Raw genomic sequence first — 17,566 nt, 5'->3', positions numbered from 1 at the left:
ACCGTCGGCGCACGCCGAAGCGCCCCGGAGGTGAACCGAGCCCTCCAAAGAGGGGGGAACGTTGACACCGGGTGCCAGGGCTTCTAGCGTCTCGTCTGCTGAAGGTACTAAGCGGTCGCTCATTCATCTGGGCCGTGCCGGGCGACCGCATCCAACGGGATCCAAGGGCGAGGAGAACCAACCATGTCCACCACCGAGCAGCGCGTCGCGATCGTGACCGGAGCGGCGCGAGGCATTGGCGCCGCCACTGCCGTGCGTCTGGCGGCCGAGGGCCGTGCCGTCGCCGTACTCGACCTCGACGAGGCGGCGTGCAAGGACACCGTCGAGAAGATCACCGCGGCGGGCGGGAAGGCCATCGCGGTCGGCTGCGACGTCTCGGACTCCGCCCAGGTGGAGGCCGCTGTGGCGCGGGTCGCCGACGAGCTCGGCGCGCCGACGATCCTCGTCAACAACGCGGGTGTGCTCCGCGACAACCTGCTCTTCAAGATGAGCGAGTCCGACTGGGACATCGTGATGAACGTGCACCTCAAGGGCGCGTTCCTGATGGCGAAGGCCTGCCAGAAGCACATGGTGGACGCCGGCTTCGGGCGGATCGTGTCCCTCTCCTCCAGCTCGGCGCTGGGCAACCGCGGCCAGGCCAACTACTCCGCCGTCAAGGCCGGGCTGCAGGGCTTCACCAAGACCCTCGCCAAGGAGCTCGGCAAGTTCGGCATCACGGCCAACGCCGTCGCGCCGGGCTTCATCGTCACCGAGATGACGGCCCAGACGGCCGCGCGCGTCGGCATGGGCTTCGAGGAGTTCCAGGCCGCGGCGGCCACCCAGATCCCGGTCCAGCGTGTCGGCAGGCCGGAGGACGTTGCCAACGCGATCGCCTTCTTCGCGGGCGACGACGCCGGTTTCATCTCCGGCCAGGTCATGTACGTGGCCGGCGGCCCGCTCAACTGAATCGGAGGCGACAGACATGAGCGCACAGGAACTTCCCCCGCTCTCCGGCAAGGTCGCCCTCGTCACGGGCGGCAGCCGGGGCATCGGCTACGGCATCGCCGAGGCGTTCGTCGCCCGCGGTGACCGCGTCTGCATCACCGGCCGCGGCGAGGACGCCCTCAAGGAGGCAGTTGAGCAGCTCGGCGCCGACCGGGTGATCGGCGTCGCGGGCAAGGCCCATGACGAAGCGCACCAGGCGGCCGCCGTCGAGCACGTGATGGACGCCTTCGGCCGCGTCGACTTCCTCGTCAACAACGCCGGCACCAACCCCGTCTTCGGCCCGATCGCCGAACTCGACCTCGGGGTGGCCCGCAAGGTCTTCGAGACCAATGTGATCTCGGCGCTCGGCTTCGCCCAGCAGACCTGGAAGGCCTGGCAGAAGGAGAACGGCGGTGCGATCGTGAACATCGCGTCGATCGCCGGGATCTCCGCGTCCCCGTTCATCGGGGCGTACGGCATGAGCAAGGCGGCGATGGTCAATCTGACCCTCCAGCTCGCGCACGAATTCGCCCCGGCCGTCCGGGTCAATGCGATCGCACCCGCGGTGATCAAGACAAAGTTCGCGGAAGCCCTTTACGAGGGCCGGGAGGCGGAGGCGGCCGCGGCCTATCCGCTGGGCCGGCTCGGCGTTCCCCGGGACATCGGCGGGGCCGCCGCGTTTCTCACCTCCGACCAGTCGGACTGGATCACGGGTCAGACACTCGTGGTCGACGGAGGTATTTTCCTTAATGCCGGAGTTCACTGAGCCGGTTTGTGCCTGAATGGCTCAGGATTACCTCAAGTGCCCCGTCGGACCTCCCCGTTGATCCGGCGGGGCACTGCGGTATGGTTCGCCGACCCATGGCTGAACGAGGAGCGTGCACGTGTTCAACCGGACGATGCTGCGGGCGGCTGCAGCCCTTGCGTCCATATCCCTGGTAGCGGGATGCGGTCTGTTTTCGGACGATGACGCCGATGGGGCCAAGCCAGTGGTGGTCGGTACGACGAGTGAGCCCAGCACACTCGATCCAGCCGCCGCGTGGGACGGCTCGTGGGAGCTGTACCGCAATGTGTTCCAGACGCTCCTGAGTTTCCCGACCGGGAGCACGAGCCCGCAGCCCGACGCGGCTCAGAGCTGTAAATTCATTGATCCGACCAATACGGCGTACCAGTGCACGCTGCGCGAAAACCTTAAATTCTCCAACGGGCACAAGCTGGACGCCGCCGCCGTCAAGCACTCCATCGACCGTATCCAGAAGATCAACGTCAACGGCGGTCCCAACGGACTGCTCGGATCCCTCAGCGAGGTGGAGACCGAAGGTGACCGCACCGTCACCTTCCGGCTCACCAAGGCGGACGCCACCTTCCCGTTCATCCTGGCCACGCCCGCGATGTCCCTCGTCGACCCTGCCGAGTACCCGGCCGACAAGCTCCGCGAGGACGGCAAGCTCCTCGGCTCCGGCCCCTACACCCTGGAGTCGTACACGGAGGGCTCCGAGGCCCGGCTGAAGAGGAACGTCAGCTACAACGGGTTCGCCGACATCAAGAACGAAGCCGTCATCATCCGGTACTTCAAGGACTCCGAAGTGATGGTGGGCGCGCTCAAGAAGAAGGAGATCGACGTCACCAACCGTGGTCTGACCGCGGAAGAGGTCGTCGCCCTGCAGGAGAAGACGCCCGAGAACGAGGGCCTCCAGGTCGTCGAGACCGTCGGCGCCGACATCCGCTACCTGGTCTTCAACCCCAAGGACCCGGCCGCGGCCAAGCTCCCGGTACGCCGGGCGATCGCCCAGGTCGTCGACCGTGAGGCGCTCGTCGCCAAGGTCTACCAGGGCACGGCCGAGCCGCTGTACTCCATGGTCCCCAAGGGCATCGCCGGGCACACCACCAGCTTCTTCGACACGTTCGGCGACCCGAATGTCGACAAGGCCCGCAAGATCCTCCGGGAGGCCGGGATCGACGCACCGGTCGAGCTGACCTTCTGGTTCACCACGGACCGCTACGGCTCGTCCACCGCTCCCGAGTTCGCCGAGCTCAAGCGGCAGCTGGACGCGTCCGGACTGTTCAGGATCACGCTGAAGAGCAAGCCCTGGAAGGAGTACCAGGCGGGCTACAAGAACGGCGAGTACCCGGTGTTCGGCCGAGGCTGGTTCCCGGACTTCCCGGACCCGGACAACTTCATCGCGCCGTTCGTCGGCAAGAACAACGCGCTCGGCACGCCCTACGACAGCCCGGAGATCGCCGAGCAGCTCACGCTGTCCCGCAAGGAGAGCGACCGTGGGGCCGTGTCGAAGCCGTTCGAGCGGGCGCAGGACGTCCTCGTGCAGGACGTCCGGCTGCTCCCGCTGTGGCAGGGCAAGCTGCACATCGCGGCCAGCGAGGAGATCGCAGGCTGCGAGCGCGCCATGGACCCGCAGACGATCATGCAGGTGTGGGAGCTGCAGCGGAAGACCAGCTGGTAGACGAGCCGCGGCCGGGCTTGCGCCCGGCCGCCGGCGGCGGTTGTCAGTGGCCGCGGGTAGGTTCTGTGATCAGAGAACCGGATCAGAGAACTGATCGCATACCGGAGGTTGTTGACGTGACCGACACCGCCATGCTGCCCGAGTCCTGGCGCGGCGTCCTCGGCGAGGAGCTCCAGAAGCCCTACTTCAAGGAGCTCGTCGACTTCGTCGAGGACGAGCGCGCCAAGGGGCCGGTGTACCCGCCGCGCGAGGAGGTCTTCGCCGCGCTGGACGCCACGCCCTTCGACCGGGTCAAGGTGCTGATCCTCGGCCAGGACCCGTATCACGGGGAGGGCCAGGGCCACGGCCTGTGCTTCTCGGTGCGCCCGGGCGTCAAGACCCCGCCTTCCCTGCGGAACATCTACAAGGAGATGCAGGAGGAGCTGGGCCACCCCGTGCCGGACAACGGCTATCTCATGCCGTGGGCCCAGCAGGGCGTCCTCCTCCTCAACGCGGTGCTGACGGTGCGGGCCGGCGAGGCGAACTCCCACAAGGGCAAGGGCTGGGAGAAGTTCACGGACGCGGTGATCACCGCCGTGGCCTCGCGGCCCGACCCGGCGGTCTTCGTCCTCTGGGGCAACTACGCCCAGAAGAAGCTGCCCCTGATCGAAGAGCAGCGCCATGTGGTGGTGAAGGGTGCCCACCCGTCGCCGCTCTCCGCGAAGAAGTTCTTCGGCTCCCGCCCGTTCACGCAGATCAACGAGGCCGTGGCGGCCCAGGGCCACGAGCCGATCGACTGGCGCATCCCGGACCTCGGCTGACGGTTGGCGAGTGGGGCGAAGAGGCGCGTGGCCGACGGCCGGAGGCCGCTGTCGAGCACAGTGAAAGGAAGAGCGCGCGGAGGTCCTGAGGAGCGAAGGGCCGAGCACGATCGACCGTCGACAGCCACTGGAGCGCACCGGGGGTGAGCCGAGCCTGTATGGGCGCACCTGGCTGACAGGCTCGGGCCCCGGTCCGAGCCTGTGCCGGATTACCCGTGGCGGCCGCTAGCGTCTGGATCACGCATGTCCATGCGATCAAGGCGCTGGAGGCCGCGGTGAGGGAGCAGCACGAGACGTCGGAAGACGCCGTCATGACCAGGATCGGGCAGGCGGTCATGCTGCTCCACGCGGGGGACCGCGAGGAGGCGCGCAACCGCTTCGGGGAACTGTGGGCGCAGATCGGCGAGGTCGGCGACCCGCTGCACCGCTGCACCCTCGCGCACTACATGGCCGACACCCAGGACGACCCCGGGGACGAGCTGGCCTGGGATCTTCGGGCGCTGTCCGCGGCGGAGGGGCTGACCGACGAGCGCCTGGCGCGGCACGACTCGGCGGTCGCGGTGCGCGGAATGTACCCCTCGCTGCATCTGAATCTTGCCGCGGACTATGTGAAGCTCCACCGCCCGGAGGCCGCGCGCGCCCATCTGGACCGCGCTCGTGCGGCGTCGGACGCCCTCGGCGACGACGGGTACGGGAACGGCGTGCGCGCGGCGATCGCGCGGCTGGACCGGCAGCTGGCGGAGGGCTGACCCGGTCCCGCCCACCGGTCCGCGGCCAGGCCCTGTCCTACTCGCCCGTCGCGCCGTCGATCTGCTCGCGGATGAGATCGGCGTGCCCGTTGTGGCGGGCGTACTCCTCGATCATGTGGTGAAGGATCCAGCGGAGGCTGAACGGCTCGCCTGCCTGGCCCTTCCGTGTCGAGACGTCGTCGAGCGAACGGGCCGCGGTCAGCTCGCGGGCCCTGGCGATCTCCGCCCGCCACGTGGAATGGGCCTCGTCCCACGTGTCCTGCTCCCCGACGTGGAACTCGCCGTCGGGATCCTCCTCGGAGAAGTAGAGCGGAGGGGCCTGCTCGTCGGCCAGGACGCGGCGGAACCAGTGGCGTTCGACATCCGCCAGATGCCGTACGAGTCCGAGGAGAGAGAGCTCGGACGGCGCGAGGGGAGCCCGGCGCAGCTGTTCGTCGTCGAGCCCCGCGCACTTCCAGGCCAGGGTCTCGCGGTGGTAGTCGAGAAAGCCCTCCAGCAGCGCGCGCTCGTCGGCGACGGTGGAGGGCTCGGTACGAAGATCGGCTGTTGTCATGGCGGGCATCCTGGCCGATGGGTCCGGCCCGTGGCCAGGCATTAACCGGCGAGCGTGCGGTGATTCCCGTCCGTGCCGGGACCCGCGTCCGTGCCGGGACCCGCGTCCGCGGCGCGACCACGGTCCGTTGCCCGGTCTCCCAGCATGCCGCGCAGCAGTTCGACGAAACCCTTCCTGAGCTCCGCCCTGCTGGGCACCCGCGCGTGGTACGACCCCGCGGCGCAGGAGAACATCAGCCCCTCGCACCACGCCACCAACGACAGGGCGTGCCGCTCCGGCTCGGCCGACCCGGCCCCCGCCATCAGCGCGACCAGCGGCTCCCGGAACGCGGCGCCCGCCCGGTCGTAGTACGCGCGCAACTCGGGCCTGCGGGTGGCCTCCAGGGCCAGCTCGTAACGGGACACCAGCAGCGCCCGGTGGTCGGTGAGGTAGCGGTGGAGGGCGAGGGCCAGCGCGTCGGTCAGGGCCTCGGCACCGCCCTCGGGGACCGGCATCTCGTCCGGTGTGAGCACCTGCATCTCGCGCTCCGCCTGGCGGCGCACGGCCGCCTCCAGGAGCGCCTGCCGGGTGCGGGCGTGGTTGGACGTCGAGCCCTGCGGCAGCCCCGCCGCCTCGTCCACCGCCCGGTGGGTGAGCCCGCGCATGCCCCGCTCTGCGAGAAGGGTCAGGGCGGCGTCGGCGATCAGTTCGGAGCGGGTGGCGGACGTGCGTGCGGTCATGGGGACAACCTACCTCTGGCACTACACCTGTAGTACGGTGACGAGGTCACTACAGGTGTAGTAACGAGGAGGAGTCATGGACCGGACCCGCGCTCCCCGCGCCGTCGTCGTCGGAGGCGGCATCGGCGGACTCACCGCCGCCGTCGCCCTGCACCAGCAGGGCTGGGACACCACCGTCCTGGAGCGTGCCGCCGCCCTCACCCCCGTCGGCGCCGGAATCGGCCTCGCCCCCAACTCCCAGCGCGCCCTCGACGTCATCGGCCTCGGCGAGCGGGTCAGGTCCCTCTCCGCCTGGCAGGGCGACGGCGGCCTGCGCACCCCCAGGGGCCGCTGGCTGAACCGCACCGACAGCGCCGCCACCACCGCGCGGTTCGGCGGCCCGCTCGTCCTGCTGCACCGCGCCACCCTCGTGGACATCCTGGCCTCCGCGCTGCCCGACGGAGCCGTACGGACCGGAGTGAACGCCACCCTCGCGGACGCGGGGGACGACCACCGCCCCGCCGTCGTCGCCACCCCCGGCGGCGACCTGGAGGCCGACCTCGTCGTCGCCGCGGACGGCATCAACTCCGCCGTGCGCCGGGCGCTGTTCCCCGACCACCGGGGACCGCAGTACTCCGGCTTCACCACGTGGCGTGTCGTCGTCCCTGCCCCCGACCGCCCCTTCGCGCCGCACGAGACCTGGGGCCGGGGCCGCATCTGGGGCACCCAGCCGCTGAAGGGCGGCCGCGTCTACGCGTACGCCGCCGCCGTGACGCCCGCCGGCGGGCACGCCCCGGACGGCGAGAAGGCCGAGCTGCTCCGCCGCTTCGGCGACTGGCACGAGCCGATCCCCGGCATCATCGCGGCCGCCGAGCCCGACGGAGTGCTGCGTCACGACGTGCACCACATGACCGAGCCGCTGCCCGCCTACCACCACGGCCGGGTCGCCCTCGTCGGCGACGCCGCCCACGCCATGCAGCCCACCCTCGGCCAGGGCGGCAACCAGGCCATCGAGGACGCGATCGTGCTCGCCCACCACGCACGCCGCGGCGCGGACGCCGTCCACGACCTCGCCGAGTACACCCGCAACCGGCTGCCCCGCACCATGGGGATCGTGCGGCAGGCCACGAGGACGGGTCGCACGGCGATGCTCAGCAGCCCCGTCGCCGTCGCCGTACGCGACACCCTCGTCGCGACCGTCTCCCGCTTCGGCCCCGGCCTCGTCCTGCGCAGCTTCGACGGCATCGCCGACTGGCGACCGCCGCAGCACACGTATGCTGCCGGTGCTGCCGGAACCGCGGACACGCACACGGCGACGCGATGACGCGAGAGGGAGGCCAACGGTGAGGGTCGGCTGCATCGGGCTCGGAGACATCGCGCAGAAGGCGTACCTGCCGGTGCTCACCACCCGTGCGGATGTCGAACTGCATCTGCACACCCGGACCCCGGCCACCCTCGACCGGATCGCGGCGGCCCACCACATCCCCGGCGCCCACTGCCACACCACCCTGGACTCCCTCCTCGCCCAGGGCCTCGACGCCGCGTTCGTGCACGCCCCGACACCCGCCCACCCCGAACTCGTGGCGCGGCTGCTGGAGGCCGGCGTACCGACCTACGTCGACAAGCCGCTCGCCTACGAACTCGCCGACTCCGCACGCCTCGTGGAGCTCTCCGAACGGACCGGCACGAGCCTCGCCGTCGGCTTCAACCGCCGCTTCGCCCCCGGCTACGCCCAGTGCCTGGACCACCCGCGCGAGATCGTCCTCATGCGCAAGAACCGCATCGGCCTCCCCGAGGACCCCCGCACCCTCGTCCTCGACGACTTCATCCACGTCGTCGACACCCTCCGCTTCCTCGTCCCCGGCCCCGTCGAGCACACCGACGTACGGGCCCGGATCCGCGACGGGCTCATGCACCACGTCGTCCTGCAGCTCTCCGGGGACGGTTTCACCGCGATCGGCATGATGAACCGGCTGAACGGCTCCACCGAGGAGATCCTCGAAGTCGCGGGCCAGGACACCAAGCGGGAGGTGCTCAACCTCGCCGACGTCATCGACCACAAGGGCCAGCCGACCGTGCGACGGCGCGGCGACTGGGTGCCGGTGGCCCGCCAGCGCGGCATCGAGCAGTGCGTGTCCGCCTTCCTCGACGCCGTCCGCGCGGGCAAGTTCCTCAGCGCCCAGGACGCACTGCTGACCCATGAGCTGTGCGAGCGGGTGGTACGGCAGTCTCTGGCGCAGGCTTCCTGAGAGCCCGCAGACCCTCGGCCGCGCACAGCGCCGCCAGCACCGCCAGCGCCCCGTACACCGGCCAGTCTCCGACCCGGACGTACGGCGTCGTGCCGCCGGCGAGCGGGACCTCGTACACGGCGGAGGCACTGGCATCGGTACCCAGCCGCTCACCCACGGGCTCACCCTCGGGCCCGTACACCGCGCTCACACCCGTGAGCGTGGCATGCACCATCGGCCTGCCCGTCTCCGCCGCCCGCAGCGCCGCCAGCGAGGCATGCTGCGCGGGCGCCCAGCTGGCCTGGAAGGTCGATGTCGCGGACTGCGCGACCAGCAGCTGGGTGCCACTCCTGACCAGCCGGCGGCTCATGTCGGGGAACGCCGACTCGAAGCACACCATCGGACCCACCCGAAGACCCGCGCGGCCCTCGCCGTCCGGCAGCACCATCACGAACTGACGGCTGCCGCGCATCCGGTCCTCCCCCGCAGCCTTGCCCACGGACGTCGCCCAGCCGAGCACCGCGCGGGCCGGGACGTACTCGCCGAAGGGAACCAGCCGCATCTTGTCGTAGCGGTCCCCGGTCGGGCCGTCGGGTCCGACCAGCACGCTGCTCTTGAAGATGCCGGGCCGGTCCGAGCGCCGGGCGTCCACATTGACCAGCACGTCGGCGCCCACGGCACGCGACACCGCGGCGAGCCGCGCCGCGTATCCCGGCCGCGCGGCCAGATCCGCACCGACACTGCTCTCGCCCCACACCACGAGATCCACGTCCCGGCCCGCCAGTTCCCGGGTGAGCTGCTCGCCGCGCGCGAAACGCCGGTCGGCTCCGCCGACCCCGTTGATGACCCCCGGCTGCACGACGGCGACCCGGAACACCTCACCGCTCCGCTCGGGCCGCGGCGACCACAGCCACACCGCCCCGACCGCCAGCGCGCACGCGCAGACACCCGCCACCGCGGGGACACGTGCCGTCGGGAGCGCCACCAGCAATGTCACCGCCGTGTTCACCGCCACCACCAGCAGGCTCACCAGCCACACCCCGCCCACCGAGGCGAGCCGCAGCGCGGGCGGCACCTCCCACTGACTGGCCCCGAGCAGCCCCCACGGGCCGCCCAACCCCTCCCAGGACCTGACCAGTTCCACCATCAGCCAGCCCGACGGCACGACGGCGATCGCGGCGGCGGCCCGGCCCGCCGACGGCGCCCCGCCGGGTCCACCCGGACCGCCCGCCCCGCCCAGCATCGAGCGGACCAGCCACCCCCAGGGCGCCGAGAGCACCCCGAGCAGCGCCGCGATCAGCAGGATGAACACATGGAGGTTCGGCGTCAGCCAGTGATGCATGGCCAGCATGAAACCGGTGCCGCCGAGCCAGCCGTCGACGGCCGCGCGACGACCCGTCGGAGCCGTACGGATCAGCAGCAGCCACGGTACGAGCGCCACATACGCGAACCACCACAGCCCCGGCGCCGGAAACGCGAGCGCGGGCAGCGCGCCCGCCGCGAACACGGCCGCGCCGCGCCACCACGGCGACGCCGACAGCCTCGTCAGCTGCTCCCGCCGGCCGACCGGAATCCGCATGCCGCGCCTCCTCGCCCCAGACCCGAGGGCCCGGAGCCCCGAGAGCAGTGTGTGTCTCCAGTGTGAAGGAGCCGCGCCGGCCGGGACAGTGCGCGGGCGATCAGTCGGCGGCCGCGGCCAGGAACGCGGCGTGCCGCCACTTCTCCTGCACGGTCACCGAACGCAGCCGCCACCCACCGTCCGTACGCGCGAGGCCGAACGCGTACCGCCCGCCGGAGACGAAGTCGTCGCCCGACTCCAGCCGCATCGGATTGACGTAGTCGGCCTGCGCATCCGCCGTGTCGCCCGGATAGCCGCCGAGATCCTCGATGCGCACCCACCGGTTGACGATCAGATGCTGTCGTACGGGAAACAGCCGCATCGTCTCCGCCAGCCAGCTCGCGACCTCCGTCGCCGGGCCCTCTATACCGCCCGCGGCGCGGTAGTCGGCACGGCCGTCCGGGGTGAACAGAGCCCGGTAGCCGGTCCAGTCGGCGTCGTCCACGGCCACCGCGTAGCCGGTGATCACGTCGTCGATCGCCAACCGGTCCATCACCGTCGCGAGATTCACGCGCTGCGTCATCGGCCAAGTGTGGGTCAGCGACCGCGCCACGCCAAGGGTCCACGCAGGATCCGGGATCACCGCTTGTACCGGCTCGCGGGCTCGCCGCGGCGGACCGCTCCGGGGGCGCGGGCGGCCGGGTGGTCGGCGTGGGCCGAGGAACTGAGCTGCCAGGGCACGCTGATCACCATGACCCCGGGGGTGAAGAGCAGCCGGCTCTTCAGCCACAGCGCCGACTGGTTGTGCAGCAGGTTCTCCCACCAGTGCCCGACGACGTACTCCGGGATGAACACGGCGACCACGTCCCGGGGGCTCTCGCGCCTGATGGAGCGCACGTACATCAGCACCGAGCTGGTGATCTCCCGGTACGGGGAGTCGAGGATCTTGAGCGGCACCTCGATGCTGTACTCCTCCCACTGCCGTTGCAGCTCCGCTGCCGCATCCCGGTCGACGGCGACGGTCAGCGCCTCCAGCCGGTCCGGCCGGAAGGCACGGGCGTAGGCGAGCGCGCGCAGGGTGGGCTTGTGCAGGGTGGACACCAGGACGATCGCCAGGACCCGGGAGGGCGGCCGCAGTTCACTGCGTGGGTCGGTGACCATGAGCTCGGCCGATGTGGCGTCGTAGTGGCGGCGGATGCCCCGCATCATCACCCACAGCACGATCGCGGCGAGCACCGCCAGCCAGGCGCCCTGGGTGAACTTGGTGGCCAGCACGATGGCCAGAACCAGACAGGTGGTGACCGCACCGGTCGCGTTGACGGCCCGTGCGGTGTGACAGCGCCGGCGCACGGCGGGGGCGGTCACCGTGCGCAGCTCCCGGTTCCAGTGCCGGACCATGCCGGTCTGGGAGAGCGTGAAGGAGGTGAAGACGCCCAGGATGTACAGGTGGATGAGGTTGGTGACGTTCGCCTTGTATCCCCAGAGCAGCAGTCCGGCCACGATCGCGAGGGCCAGGATGCCGTTGGAGAACGCCAGCCGGTCACCGCGGTTGTGGAGCTGCCGCGGGAGATAGCGGTGCTGGGCGAGGATCGAGGCGAGCAGCGGGAAGCCGTTGAAGGCCGTGTTCGCCGCGAGGATCAGGACGAGCGCGGTGGCGGCCTGGACGTAGTAGAAGCCGAAGCTGTTCTCGCCGCCGAAGACCGATGCCGCCAGCTGGGCGATGACCGTGCGCTGCGTGTAGTTCTCGCAGTCGGGCAGACCCGTCAGGCGGCAACTGTCGTCCGCGATGTGCACCTTCGCGACGATCGCGAGCGTCGTGACACCGACGAACATCGTGATGGCGATGATGCCCATCGCGGCCATCGTGGCTGCCGCGTTCCGGGACTTGGGCTTGCGGAACGCCGGCACGCCGTTGGAGATCGCCTCGACGCCGGTCAGTGCCGTGCAGCCGCTGGAGAACGCGCGCAGGACCAGCATGACCAGCGCCAGACCCGCCAGGTTCGCGTCGGCCGGATCCGGCTCGATGCCGTACGCGGCGGTCGGGGCGACGGGAGCGTCGCCGAGCAGATAGCGGAGCAGCCCCGTGCCGCACATGATCAGCACGCCGGCGATGAACAGATATGTCGGGGTGGCGAACGCCCGGCCCGACTCGCGCACCCCGCGCAGATTCATGGCGGTGAGCAGGGCGACGAAGACGAGCGCCATCAGCACCCGGTGCTCGGCCAGTTCCGGAATCGCCGAGATGATGTTGTCGACGCCGGATGCCACGGACACGGCCACCGTCATCACATAGTCGACCAGCAGCGACGCGGCGACCACCAGCCCCGCGGACGGGCCCAGATTGGTGGAGGCCACCTCGTACGACCCGCCGCCGCTCGGATAGGCGTGCACCACCTGGCGGTACGAGAGCACCACGATCGTCATCAGCGCCACGACCGCGGCCGCGATCCACGGCGTGAAGTGCAGATAGGCCAGCCCGCCGAGAGTGAGCACCAGCAGGATCTCCTGCGTGGCGTACGCGACCGAGGAGAGCGGGTCGGAGGCGAAGATCGGCAGCGCGATCCGCTTCGGCAGCAGCGTCTCGCCCAGCTCCTCGCTGCGCAGCGCGCGCCCGATGACCAGCCGTTTCAGGAACGCCGTGACGTTGAACACGGACGCGAGCGTATGCGGGGCAGCCCCGCCCGCCGCGCCCCGCCGCGCCGGGCGGGCCCACACGCGAAGCGGGGTCCGTACGGGGTCGTAGGGGTGCGGGAGGGGGTGGGTGCCGGGGCCGCGTCCGTCTGTCGGTCGTACGGTCCGTCGGTCGATGCCCATGGCGGCCATCGTGGCTGCCGCGTTCGGAAACCCGGCCCGGCTCGTGAACCACACTCCGCACCTGCCGCACGCGACCGACGAGGTGCGCAAGGCGGCGCCACTGGCGGACCGGCGGTGCGGTAGCGGGCCGGCAGGCGCCGACGGTCGCTCGGCCCCGGCGTCGTCAGCCGGCCGACTCGCCCGCGTGGGGGCTGAGCGTGTCCGTGCCGACGAGGATGAAGAGCAGGATGCCGAGCAGGATCCGGTAGATGACGAAGGGCATGAAACTCTTCGTCGAGATGAACTTCATGAACCAGGCGATCACTGCATATCCGACACCGAATGCGATGATCGTCGCGAAGATGGTCGGCCCCCAGGACACATGCCCGCCCTCGCCCGCGTCCTTCAGTTCGAACAGGCCCGAAGCGAGCACCGCGGGGATCGCGAGCAGGAACGAATAGCGGGCTGCCGCCTCGCGGGTGTAACCCATCAGCAGACCGCCGCTGATCGTGGCGCCCGAACGGGAAACGCCAGGGATGAGGGCCATCGCCTGGCAGACGCCGTAGATCAGACCGTCCTTGACGGACAGCTCCTCCAGGGACTTCCGGTGCCTGATCGCGCGGTGCTTGCCGCCCGTCTCGTCGCGGGCCGCGAGGCGGTCGGCGATCCCGAGCACGATGCCCATCACGACGAGCGTGGTGGCGATCAGCCGCAGATCCCGGAACGGACCCTCGATCTGGTCCTTCAGCGTGACGCCGAGCACACCGATCGGGATCGAGCCGACGATGACGAGCCAGCCCATCTGCGCGTCGTGGTCATGGCGCATCGCCTTGTTCGTCAGGGAGCGGAACCAGGCGGAGACGATCCGTGCGATGTCCTTGCGGAAGTAGATCAGGACGGCCGTCTCCGTACCGATCTGGGTGATCGCGGTGAACGCCGCCCCCGGGTCGTGCCAGCCCGCGAACGCCGCCGTCAGGCGCAGATGCGCGCTGGACGAGATGGGCAGGAACTCGGTCAGCCCCTGGACGAGCCCGAGGATGAGTGATTCGAACCACGACATGAAAGCTAAGCCATCCAAGTGCTGGTCAGGTCTGAACGGGTGAAGCGGACCGCGATCATGCGTCCGTCGCGTGGCAGCGTAGCGTCATCGGATTTCCGGCCCGCGGGCGGGCTGTCGCACGGCGAACTCCCCACCGGATCGACGCCCGGCCGCTGCCGCCGACCAGGGCGGCCGGCGGTGCCGGCTTCGGTTCGGGCCGCAGCGGGCCTTCAGTCGTCCGCCGGGCCCGTCACCGTCCAGCCCGGCGCATGGACGTGCGGGGTGAGGTTGTCCGTGGTCGCCTCGCCACCGCAGGACGCGCAGACGACCACCGGGGTGAGCTGCTCGCCGCAGGCGTGCTCCAGGACCGTCGGGGGGCGTTCCGTGAGGTGCCGGTCGCCCCAGGCCATCAGGGTCAGCAGGACGGGCTGCAGTTCGCGGCCGGCCTCCGTCGGGACGTACTCGAAGCGCTGCGGGCGCTCGCTGTACGGGACCTTCTCCAGGACTCCGGCCTCGACGAGGCGGCGCAGCCGGGCCGTGAGGATGTCGCGGGGCGCGCCGGTGTTGCGGGCGATCCGGTCGAAGCGGCGGACACCGAGGAAGACCTCGCGCAGGACGAGCAAGGCGTACTTCTCGCCGACGAGAGCGAGTGTGTCGGCGATGGAACAGGGTCGCGGGGTCTTCATGGGTCCCAGCCTAGAGGGGGGTGGGTTGGAAATCCCAACCTACCCGGCTACTGTTGAGTAGCCAGTGAGTCCAATTTTCCAACTCATGCACACGCCGCGCCGTGTTGCGCCGCGGTGCAGTGCCATGCCGTGAGCGGAGGAGGCGCGCTCCATGCGTGATGCCGTCATCGTCGAAGCCGTCCGTACGCCGATCGGGAAGGGCAAGCCGAACGGCGCGCTCGCCCAGGTCCACCCCGTCGCACTGCTCTCCCACACCCTCCGCGCCCTCGTGGAGCGCAGCGGAATCGATCCGGCCGTCGTCGACGACGTGGTCGGCGGCACCGTCGACCAGGTCGGCGAGCAGGCCATGAACACCACGCGGTACGCCTGGCTGGGCGCCGGGTTCCCCGAGCACGTGCCCGCCACGACGGTCGACCGCCAGTGCGGCTCTTCGCAGCAGGCCGTGCACTTCGCGGCCCAGGGCGTCATGGCGGGCGCGTACGACGTCGTCATCGCCTGCGGCGTCGAGTCGATGAGCCGCGTACCGATGTGGTCCAACGTGCCGCCGGGCGCCGACCCCTTCGGGCCGGGGGTCGCCGAGCGGTATCCGGAAGGGCTGGTGCCGCAGGGGATCAGCGCCGAGCTCATCGCCGCGAAGTGGTCCATCGGGCGGGAGGCGATGGACGCGTACGCGGTGACGTCGCATCAGCGGGCGGCCGCGGCGTGGGCGGACGGGCTCTTCGACGCCGAGGTCGCGCCGATCGCCGGGCTGACGCGGGACGAGAGCGTACGGCCGGGGACGACGGCCGAGATCCTGGCGGGCCTGCGGCCCTCCTTCGAGGACCCGGCCTTCGCCGAGCGCTTCCCGCAGATCGAATGGTCGGTCACGGCGGGCAACAGCAGCCCCGTGAACGACGGGGCGTCGGCGGTCCTCGTCATGGCGGGCGAGACCGCCGACCGGCTCGGCCTGCGCCCGCTCGCCCGGCTGCACAGCTTCGCCGTCACCGGCTCCGACCCGCTCCTCATGCTGACGGGAGTGCTCCCGGCCACGGAGAAGGTCCTGCAGCGCGCGGGCCTCGCCCTCGACGACATCGACCTCTTCGAGGTCAACGAGGCCTTCGCGAGCGTCGTCCTGGCCTGGCTCCAGGAGACCGGCGCGGATCCTTCCCGGCTCAACGTCCACGGCGGCGCCCTTGCCCTCGGCCATCCCCTCGGTGCGAGCGGCACCCGCCTGATGACCACCCTCGTCCACGCGATGCGGGCCCGCGGTGCCCGCTACGCCCTCCAGACGATGTGCGAGGCGGGCGGCCTCGCGAACGCGACGATCCTGGAGGCGCTGTAGCCGTACGGCGGTGCGGTGCGGTGCGCGCGGGTGCGGGGTGCGGGGTGCGGGGTGCGGGGTGCGCGGGGGCGACCGGTACCGTCCGGTGGCCGCCCGCGTGTCCGTCATCAAACGCCGGACGGGCTGAACCTCGGCCCCGCCGGCGTCCGAGCCGCGGGGGTCCTGGCCGTCAGACCTTGCGGAGCCGGTGCCGCTTGCGCCAGGCCACCAGGGCCCCGGCCACGGCAGAGAGTGCGATGAAGCCCGTCGCCGCGAGGAAGGCCGGCGAGGTCGGCGAGGCCGCGCGGCTGCCCGCGACGACGTAGGCCGCCGTGTTGGGGATCGAGCCGAGGGCCGTCGCCAGGAGGAAGGGGACGTAACCCATGCGGGACACCGCGGCGCAGTAGTTGGCCGCGGCGAAGGGGATGCCGGGGAAGAGACGCAGGGCAAGCATGGAGCGGAAGCCGTTGCGGCTGAGCTGGCCGTCCGCAGCGGTCAGCCAGCGGCCGCGCAGCAGCGGCCGGAGCGCGTCCTGCCCCAGTAGGCGGCCCAGGGTGAAGGAGATGCCCGCGCCGATGACTGTGCCGGCGACCGCGGCGGCCAGGCCGGCCTGGGAGCCGAAGAGCGCGCCCGCGGCCAGGTTCAGCAGGGGCCGTGGCACGAACGCTGCCGTGCACAGGCCGTACGCCACACCGAACAGGACCACCGCCGCGCCGCCGCTCACCTGGAACGGCAGCCCCGTGGCGAGCAGCCGCTCGGGCTCGTACAGCACCATCGCGGAGGCCGCGCACGCCAGCAGCAGCACGAGCAGCGCCAGCCGGGCCCAGGGTGAGAGGAAGGCCCGGCCGCAGCGGAGAACGAGGCCGTCGCGCGGCCCGGGGACGGGGTCGAGCATTCGGGGAGAGTAACCGACGCAACCGGCTGATCGCCGTAACCTGTGCCGCATGACGCACCCGGCCACGCCCCGCAGCGCCCTCGCCGACACGTTGCTGGAGCGGCTGACCACCACATACGCCGCGGCGGCCGACCCGGACAGGGCCGCGGAGGCCGCCGCGTACATGAAGGACGTCGCGCCGTTTCTCGGCATCCGCACACCCGACCGGCGTGCCCTGTCCCGTACCGTCCTCGAAGGCACCCCGAGCCCTGCCGAAGCCGACTGCACGGCCGTCGCACTGCGCTGCTGGGAGCTGCCCGAGCGCGAGTACCACTACTTCGCGGTCGACTATCTGCGTCGCCACGTCGGACGCTGCTCATCCGGAGTCCTGCCGGTCGCACGGCACCTCATCGCCACCGTCCCCTGGTGGGACACCGTCGACGCGCTCGCCGCACATGTCGTCGGCCCACTTGTGGCCGCCGATCCGCAGCTCGTGCCCGTCATGGACGAGTGGATCGAGGACGACAACCTCTGGATCGCCCGCACCGCCCTCCTCCACCAACTCCGCCGCAAGGACACCACCGACGCCGAACGGCTCTTCCGGTACTGCCTCCGCCAGTCCGGCCACACCGACTTCTTCATCCGCAAGGCGATCGGCTGGAGCCTGCGGGAGTACGCCAAGACCGACCCGGACGCGGTGCGCGACTTCGTCGCCGGAGCCCGTGACCGGCTCGCACCGCTCTCCGCGCGCGAGGCGCTCAAGAACCTCTAGGTCCTGTCCGGTCGATCAGGCCGGATCAGTGAGCGGGGTCTGGTGCCGTACATCGCAAGGCGGAGGAGGAAATCGACGCGGTGGGGGCACC

17 protein-coding genes are annotated in these 17,566 nt (G+C 71.0%); 9 read left to right on the top strand and 8 right to left on the bottom strand.

Annotated features, from left to right (window positions below):
- The first annotated feature begins 183 nt into the window (after positions 1 to 183).
- The 5 genes from fabG to ACWCXB_RS31660 all read left to right on the top strand — a co-directional run bounded on the left by fabG (position 184) and on the right by ACWCXB_RS31660 (position 4,974).
- On the top strand, positions 184 to 945 hold the full coding sequence (gene fabG / locus ACWCXB_RS31680) for a 3-oxoacyl-ACP reductase FabG (protein WP_450727213.1): 762 nt from the start codon (positions 184 to 186) through the stop codon (positions 943 to 945).
- A gap of 16 nt (positions 946 to 961) precedes the next feature.
- Positions 962 to 1,729, top strand: a complete 768-nt coding sequence (locus ACWCXB_RS31675; RefSeq protein ID WP_450727212.1) for an SDR family oxidoreductase — start codon at positions 962 to 964, stop codon at positions 1,727 to 1,729.
- Between the two features lie 118 nt (positions 1,730 to 1,847).
- Positions 1,848 to 3,425: an ABC transporter substrate-binding protein gene (locus tag ACWCXB_RS31670; protein ID WP_450727211.1), complete on the top strand. Its 1,578-nt coding sequence runs from the start codon at positions 1,848 to 1,850 to the stop codon at positions 3,423 to 3,425.
- A 116-nt stretch (positions 3,426 to 3,541) separates the two neighbouring features.
- Entirely contained in the window at positions 3,542 to 4,225 is a 684-nt protein-coding gene (ung, locus tag ACWCXB_RS31665; protein ID WP_450727210.1) for a uracil-DNA glycosylase, read from the top strand.
- Positions 4,226 to 4,500: 275 nt separating this feature from the next.
- Complete coding sequence (locus tag ACWCXB_RS31660) at positions 4,501 to 4,974, top strand: hypothetical protein (RefSeq protein WP_450727265.1); 474 nt, start codon at positions 4,501 to 4,503, stop codon at positions 4,972 to 4,974.
- Positions 4,975 to 5,011: 37 nt separating this feature from the next.
- Here ACWCXB_RS31660 and ACWCXB_RS31655 read toward each other — a convergent pair whose 3' ends face one another.
- Complete coding sequence (locus ACWCXB_RS31655) at positions 5,012 to 5,527, bottom strand: DinB family protein (RefSeq protein ID WP_450727209.1); 516 nt, start codon at positions 5,525 to 5,527, stop codon at positions 5,012 to 5,014.
- A gap of 41 nt (positions 5,528 to 5,568) precedes the next feature.
- A complete protein-coding gene (locus ACWCXB_RS31650) occupies positions 5,569 to 6,246 on the bottom strand; it encodes a TetR/AcrR family transcriptional regulator (RefSeq protein WP_450727208.1) in 678 nt (225 codons plus the stop codon).
- Positions 6,247 to 6,322: 76 nt separating this feature from the next.
- Between ACWCXB_RS31650 and ACWCXB_RS31645 the strand changes: the two genes are divergently transcribed.
- Both ACWCXB_RS31645 and ACWCXB_RS31640 read left to right on the top strand, forming a co-directional pair.
- On the top strand, positions 6,323 to 7,549 hold the full coding sequence (locus ACWCXB_RS31645) for an FAD-dependent monooxygenase (RefSeq protein ID WP_450727207.1): 1,227 nt from the start codon (positions 6,323 to 6,325) through the stop codon (positions 7,547 to 7,549).
- 19 nt (positions 7,550 to 7,568) lie between these two features.
- On the top strand, positions 7,569 to 8,474 hold the full coding sequence (locus tag ACWCXB_RS31640) for a Gfo/Idh/MocA family protein (protein ID WP_450727206.1): 906 nt from the start codon (positions 7,569 to 7,571) through the stop codon (positions 8,472 to 8,474).
- Here ACWCXB_RS31640 and lnt read toward each other — a convergent pair.
- The 5 genes from lnt to ACWCXB_RS31615 form a co-directional block, all read right to left on the bottom strand.
- Entirely contained in the window at positions 8,398 to 10,032 is a 1,635-nt protein-coding gene (lnt, locus tag ACWCXB_RS31635) for an apolipoprotein N-acyltransferase (RefSeq protein WP_450727205.1), read from the bottom strand. The two genes, ACWCXB_RS31640 and lnt, sit on opposite strands and share 77 nt — an antisense overlap.
- A gap of 100 nt (positions 10,033 to 10,132) precedes the next feature.
- On the bottom strand, positions 10,133 to 10,594 hold the full coding sequence (locus tag ACWCXB_RS31630) for a nuclear transport factor 2 family protein (protein ID WP_450727204.1): 462 nt from the start codon (positions 10,592 to 10,594) through the stop codon (positions 10,133 to 10,135).
- A 56-nt stretch (positions 10,595 to 10,650) separates the two neighbouring features.
- Complete coding sequence (locus ACWCXB_RS31625; protein WP_450727264.1) at positions 10,651 to 12,663, bottom strand: APC family permease; 2,013 nt, start codon at positions 12,661 to 12,663, stop codon at positions 10,651 to 10,653.
- Positions 12,664 to 12,988: 325 nt separating this feature from the next.
- Positions 12,989 to 13,864: an undecaprenyl-diphosphate phosphatase gene (locus ACWCXB_RS31620; RefSeq protein ID WP_450727203.1), complete on the bottom strand. Its 876-nt coding sequence runs from the start codon at positions 13,862 to 13,864 to the stop codon at positions 12,989 to 12,991.
- Positions 13,865 to 14,073: 209 nt separating this feature from the next.
- A complete protein-coding gene (locus tag ACWCXB_RS31615) occupies positions 14,074 to 14,529 on the bottom strand; it encodes a winged helix-turn-helix transcriptional regulator (protein ID WP_450727202.1) in 456 nt (151 codons plus the stop codon).
- Between the two features lie 151 nt (positions 14,530 to 14,680).
- Between ACWCXB_RS31615 and ACWCXB_RS31610 the strand changes: the two genes are divergently transcribed.
- Positions 14,681 to 15,850, top strand: a complete 1,170-nt coding sequence (locus ACWCXB_RS31610) for a thiolase family protein (RefSeq protein WP_450727201.1) — start codon at positions 14,681 to 14,683, stop codon at positions 15,848 to 15,850.
- Positions 15,851 to 16,019: 169 nt separating this feature from the next.
- Here ACWCXB_RS31610 and ACWCXB_RS31605 read toward each other — a convergent pair whose 3' ends face one another.
- Entirely contained in the window at positions 16,020 to 16,724 is a 705-nt protein-coding gene (locus ACWCXB_RS31605) for a TVP38/TMEM64 family protein (protein ID WP_450727200.1), read from the bottom strand.
- Between the two features lie 49 nt (positions 16,725 to 16,773).
- Between ACWCXB_RS31605 and ACWCXB_RS31600 the strand changes: the two genes are divergently transcribed.
- Positions 16,774 to 17,475 (top strand): DNA alkylation repair protein, encoded by a 702-nt coding sequence (locus tag ACWCXB_RS31600; protein ID WP_450727199.1) that lies wholly within the window; start codon positions 16,774 to 16,776, stop codon positions 17,473 to 17,475.
- The last annotated feature ends 91 nt before the right edge of the window (positions 17,476 to 17,566 follow it).

The sequence above is a fragment of the Streptomyces sp. NPDC001514 genome, assembly GCF_053597075.1.
The sequence above is the reverse complement of the archived record's forward strand: the minus strand, read 5'-3'. Positions and strand labels throughout refer to the sequence as shown.

Bases quoted from the DNA above. Each gene is read 5' to 3' on its own strand.
- ACWCXB_RS31655 (WP_450727209.1), bottom strand. From the start codon at position 5,527: ATGACAACAGCCGATCTTCGTACCGAGCCCTCCACCGTCGCCGACGAG.
- ACWCXB_RS31675 (WP_450727212.1), top strand. From the start codon at position 962: ATGAGCGCACAGGAACTTCCCCCGCTCTCCGGCAAGGTCGCCCTCGTC.
- ACWCXB_RS31615 (WP_450727202.1), bottom strand. From the start codon at position 14,529: ATGAAGACCCCGCGACCCTGTTCCATCGCCGACACACTCGCTCTCGTC.
- ACWCXB_RS31605 (WP_450727200.1), bottom strand. From the start codon at position 16,724: ATGCTCGACCCCGTCCCCGGGCCGCGCGACGGCCTCGTTCTCCGCTGC.
- ACWCXB_RS31600 (WP_450727199.1), top strand. From the start codon at position 16,774: ATGACGCACCCGGCCACGCCCCGCAGCGCCCTCGCCGACACGTTGCTG.
- ACWCXB_RS31650 (WP_450727208.1), bottom strand. From the start codon at position 6,246: ATGACCGCACGCACGTCCGCCACCCGCTCCGAACTGATCGCCGACGCC.
- ACWCXB_RS31630 (WP_450727204.1), bottom strand. From the start codon at position 10,594: ATGACGCAGCGCGTGAATCTCGCGACGGTGATGGACCGGTTGGCGATC.
- fabG (WP_450727213.1), top strand. From the start codon at position 184: ATGTCCACCACCGAGCAGCGCGTCGCGATCGTGACCGGAGCGGCGCGA.
- lnt (WP_450727205.1), bottom strand. From the start codon at position 10,032: ATGCGGATTCCGGTCGGCCGGCGGGAGCAGCTGACGAGGCTGTCGGCG.
- ACWCXB_RS31610 (WP_450727201.1), top strand. From the start codon at position 14,681: ATGCGTGATGCCGTCATCGTCGAAGCCGTCCGTACGCCGATCGGGAAG.
- ACWCXB_RS31645 (WP_450727207.1), top strand. From the start codon at position 6,323: ATGGACCGGACCCGCGCTCCCCGCGCCGTCGTCGTCGGAGGCGGCATC.
- ACWCXB_RS31620 (WP_450727203.1), bottom strand. From the start codon at position 13,864: ATGTCGTGGTTCGAATCACTCATCCTCGGGCTCGTCCAGGGGCTGACC.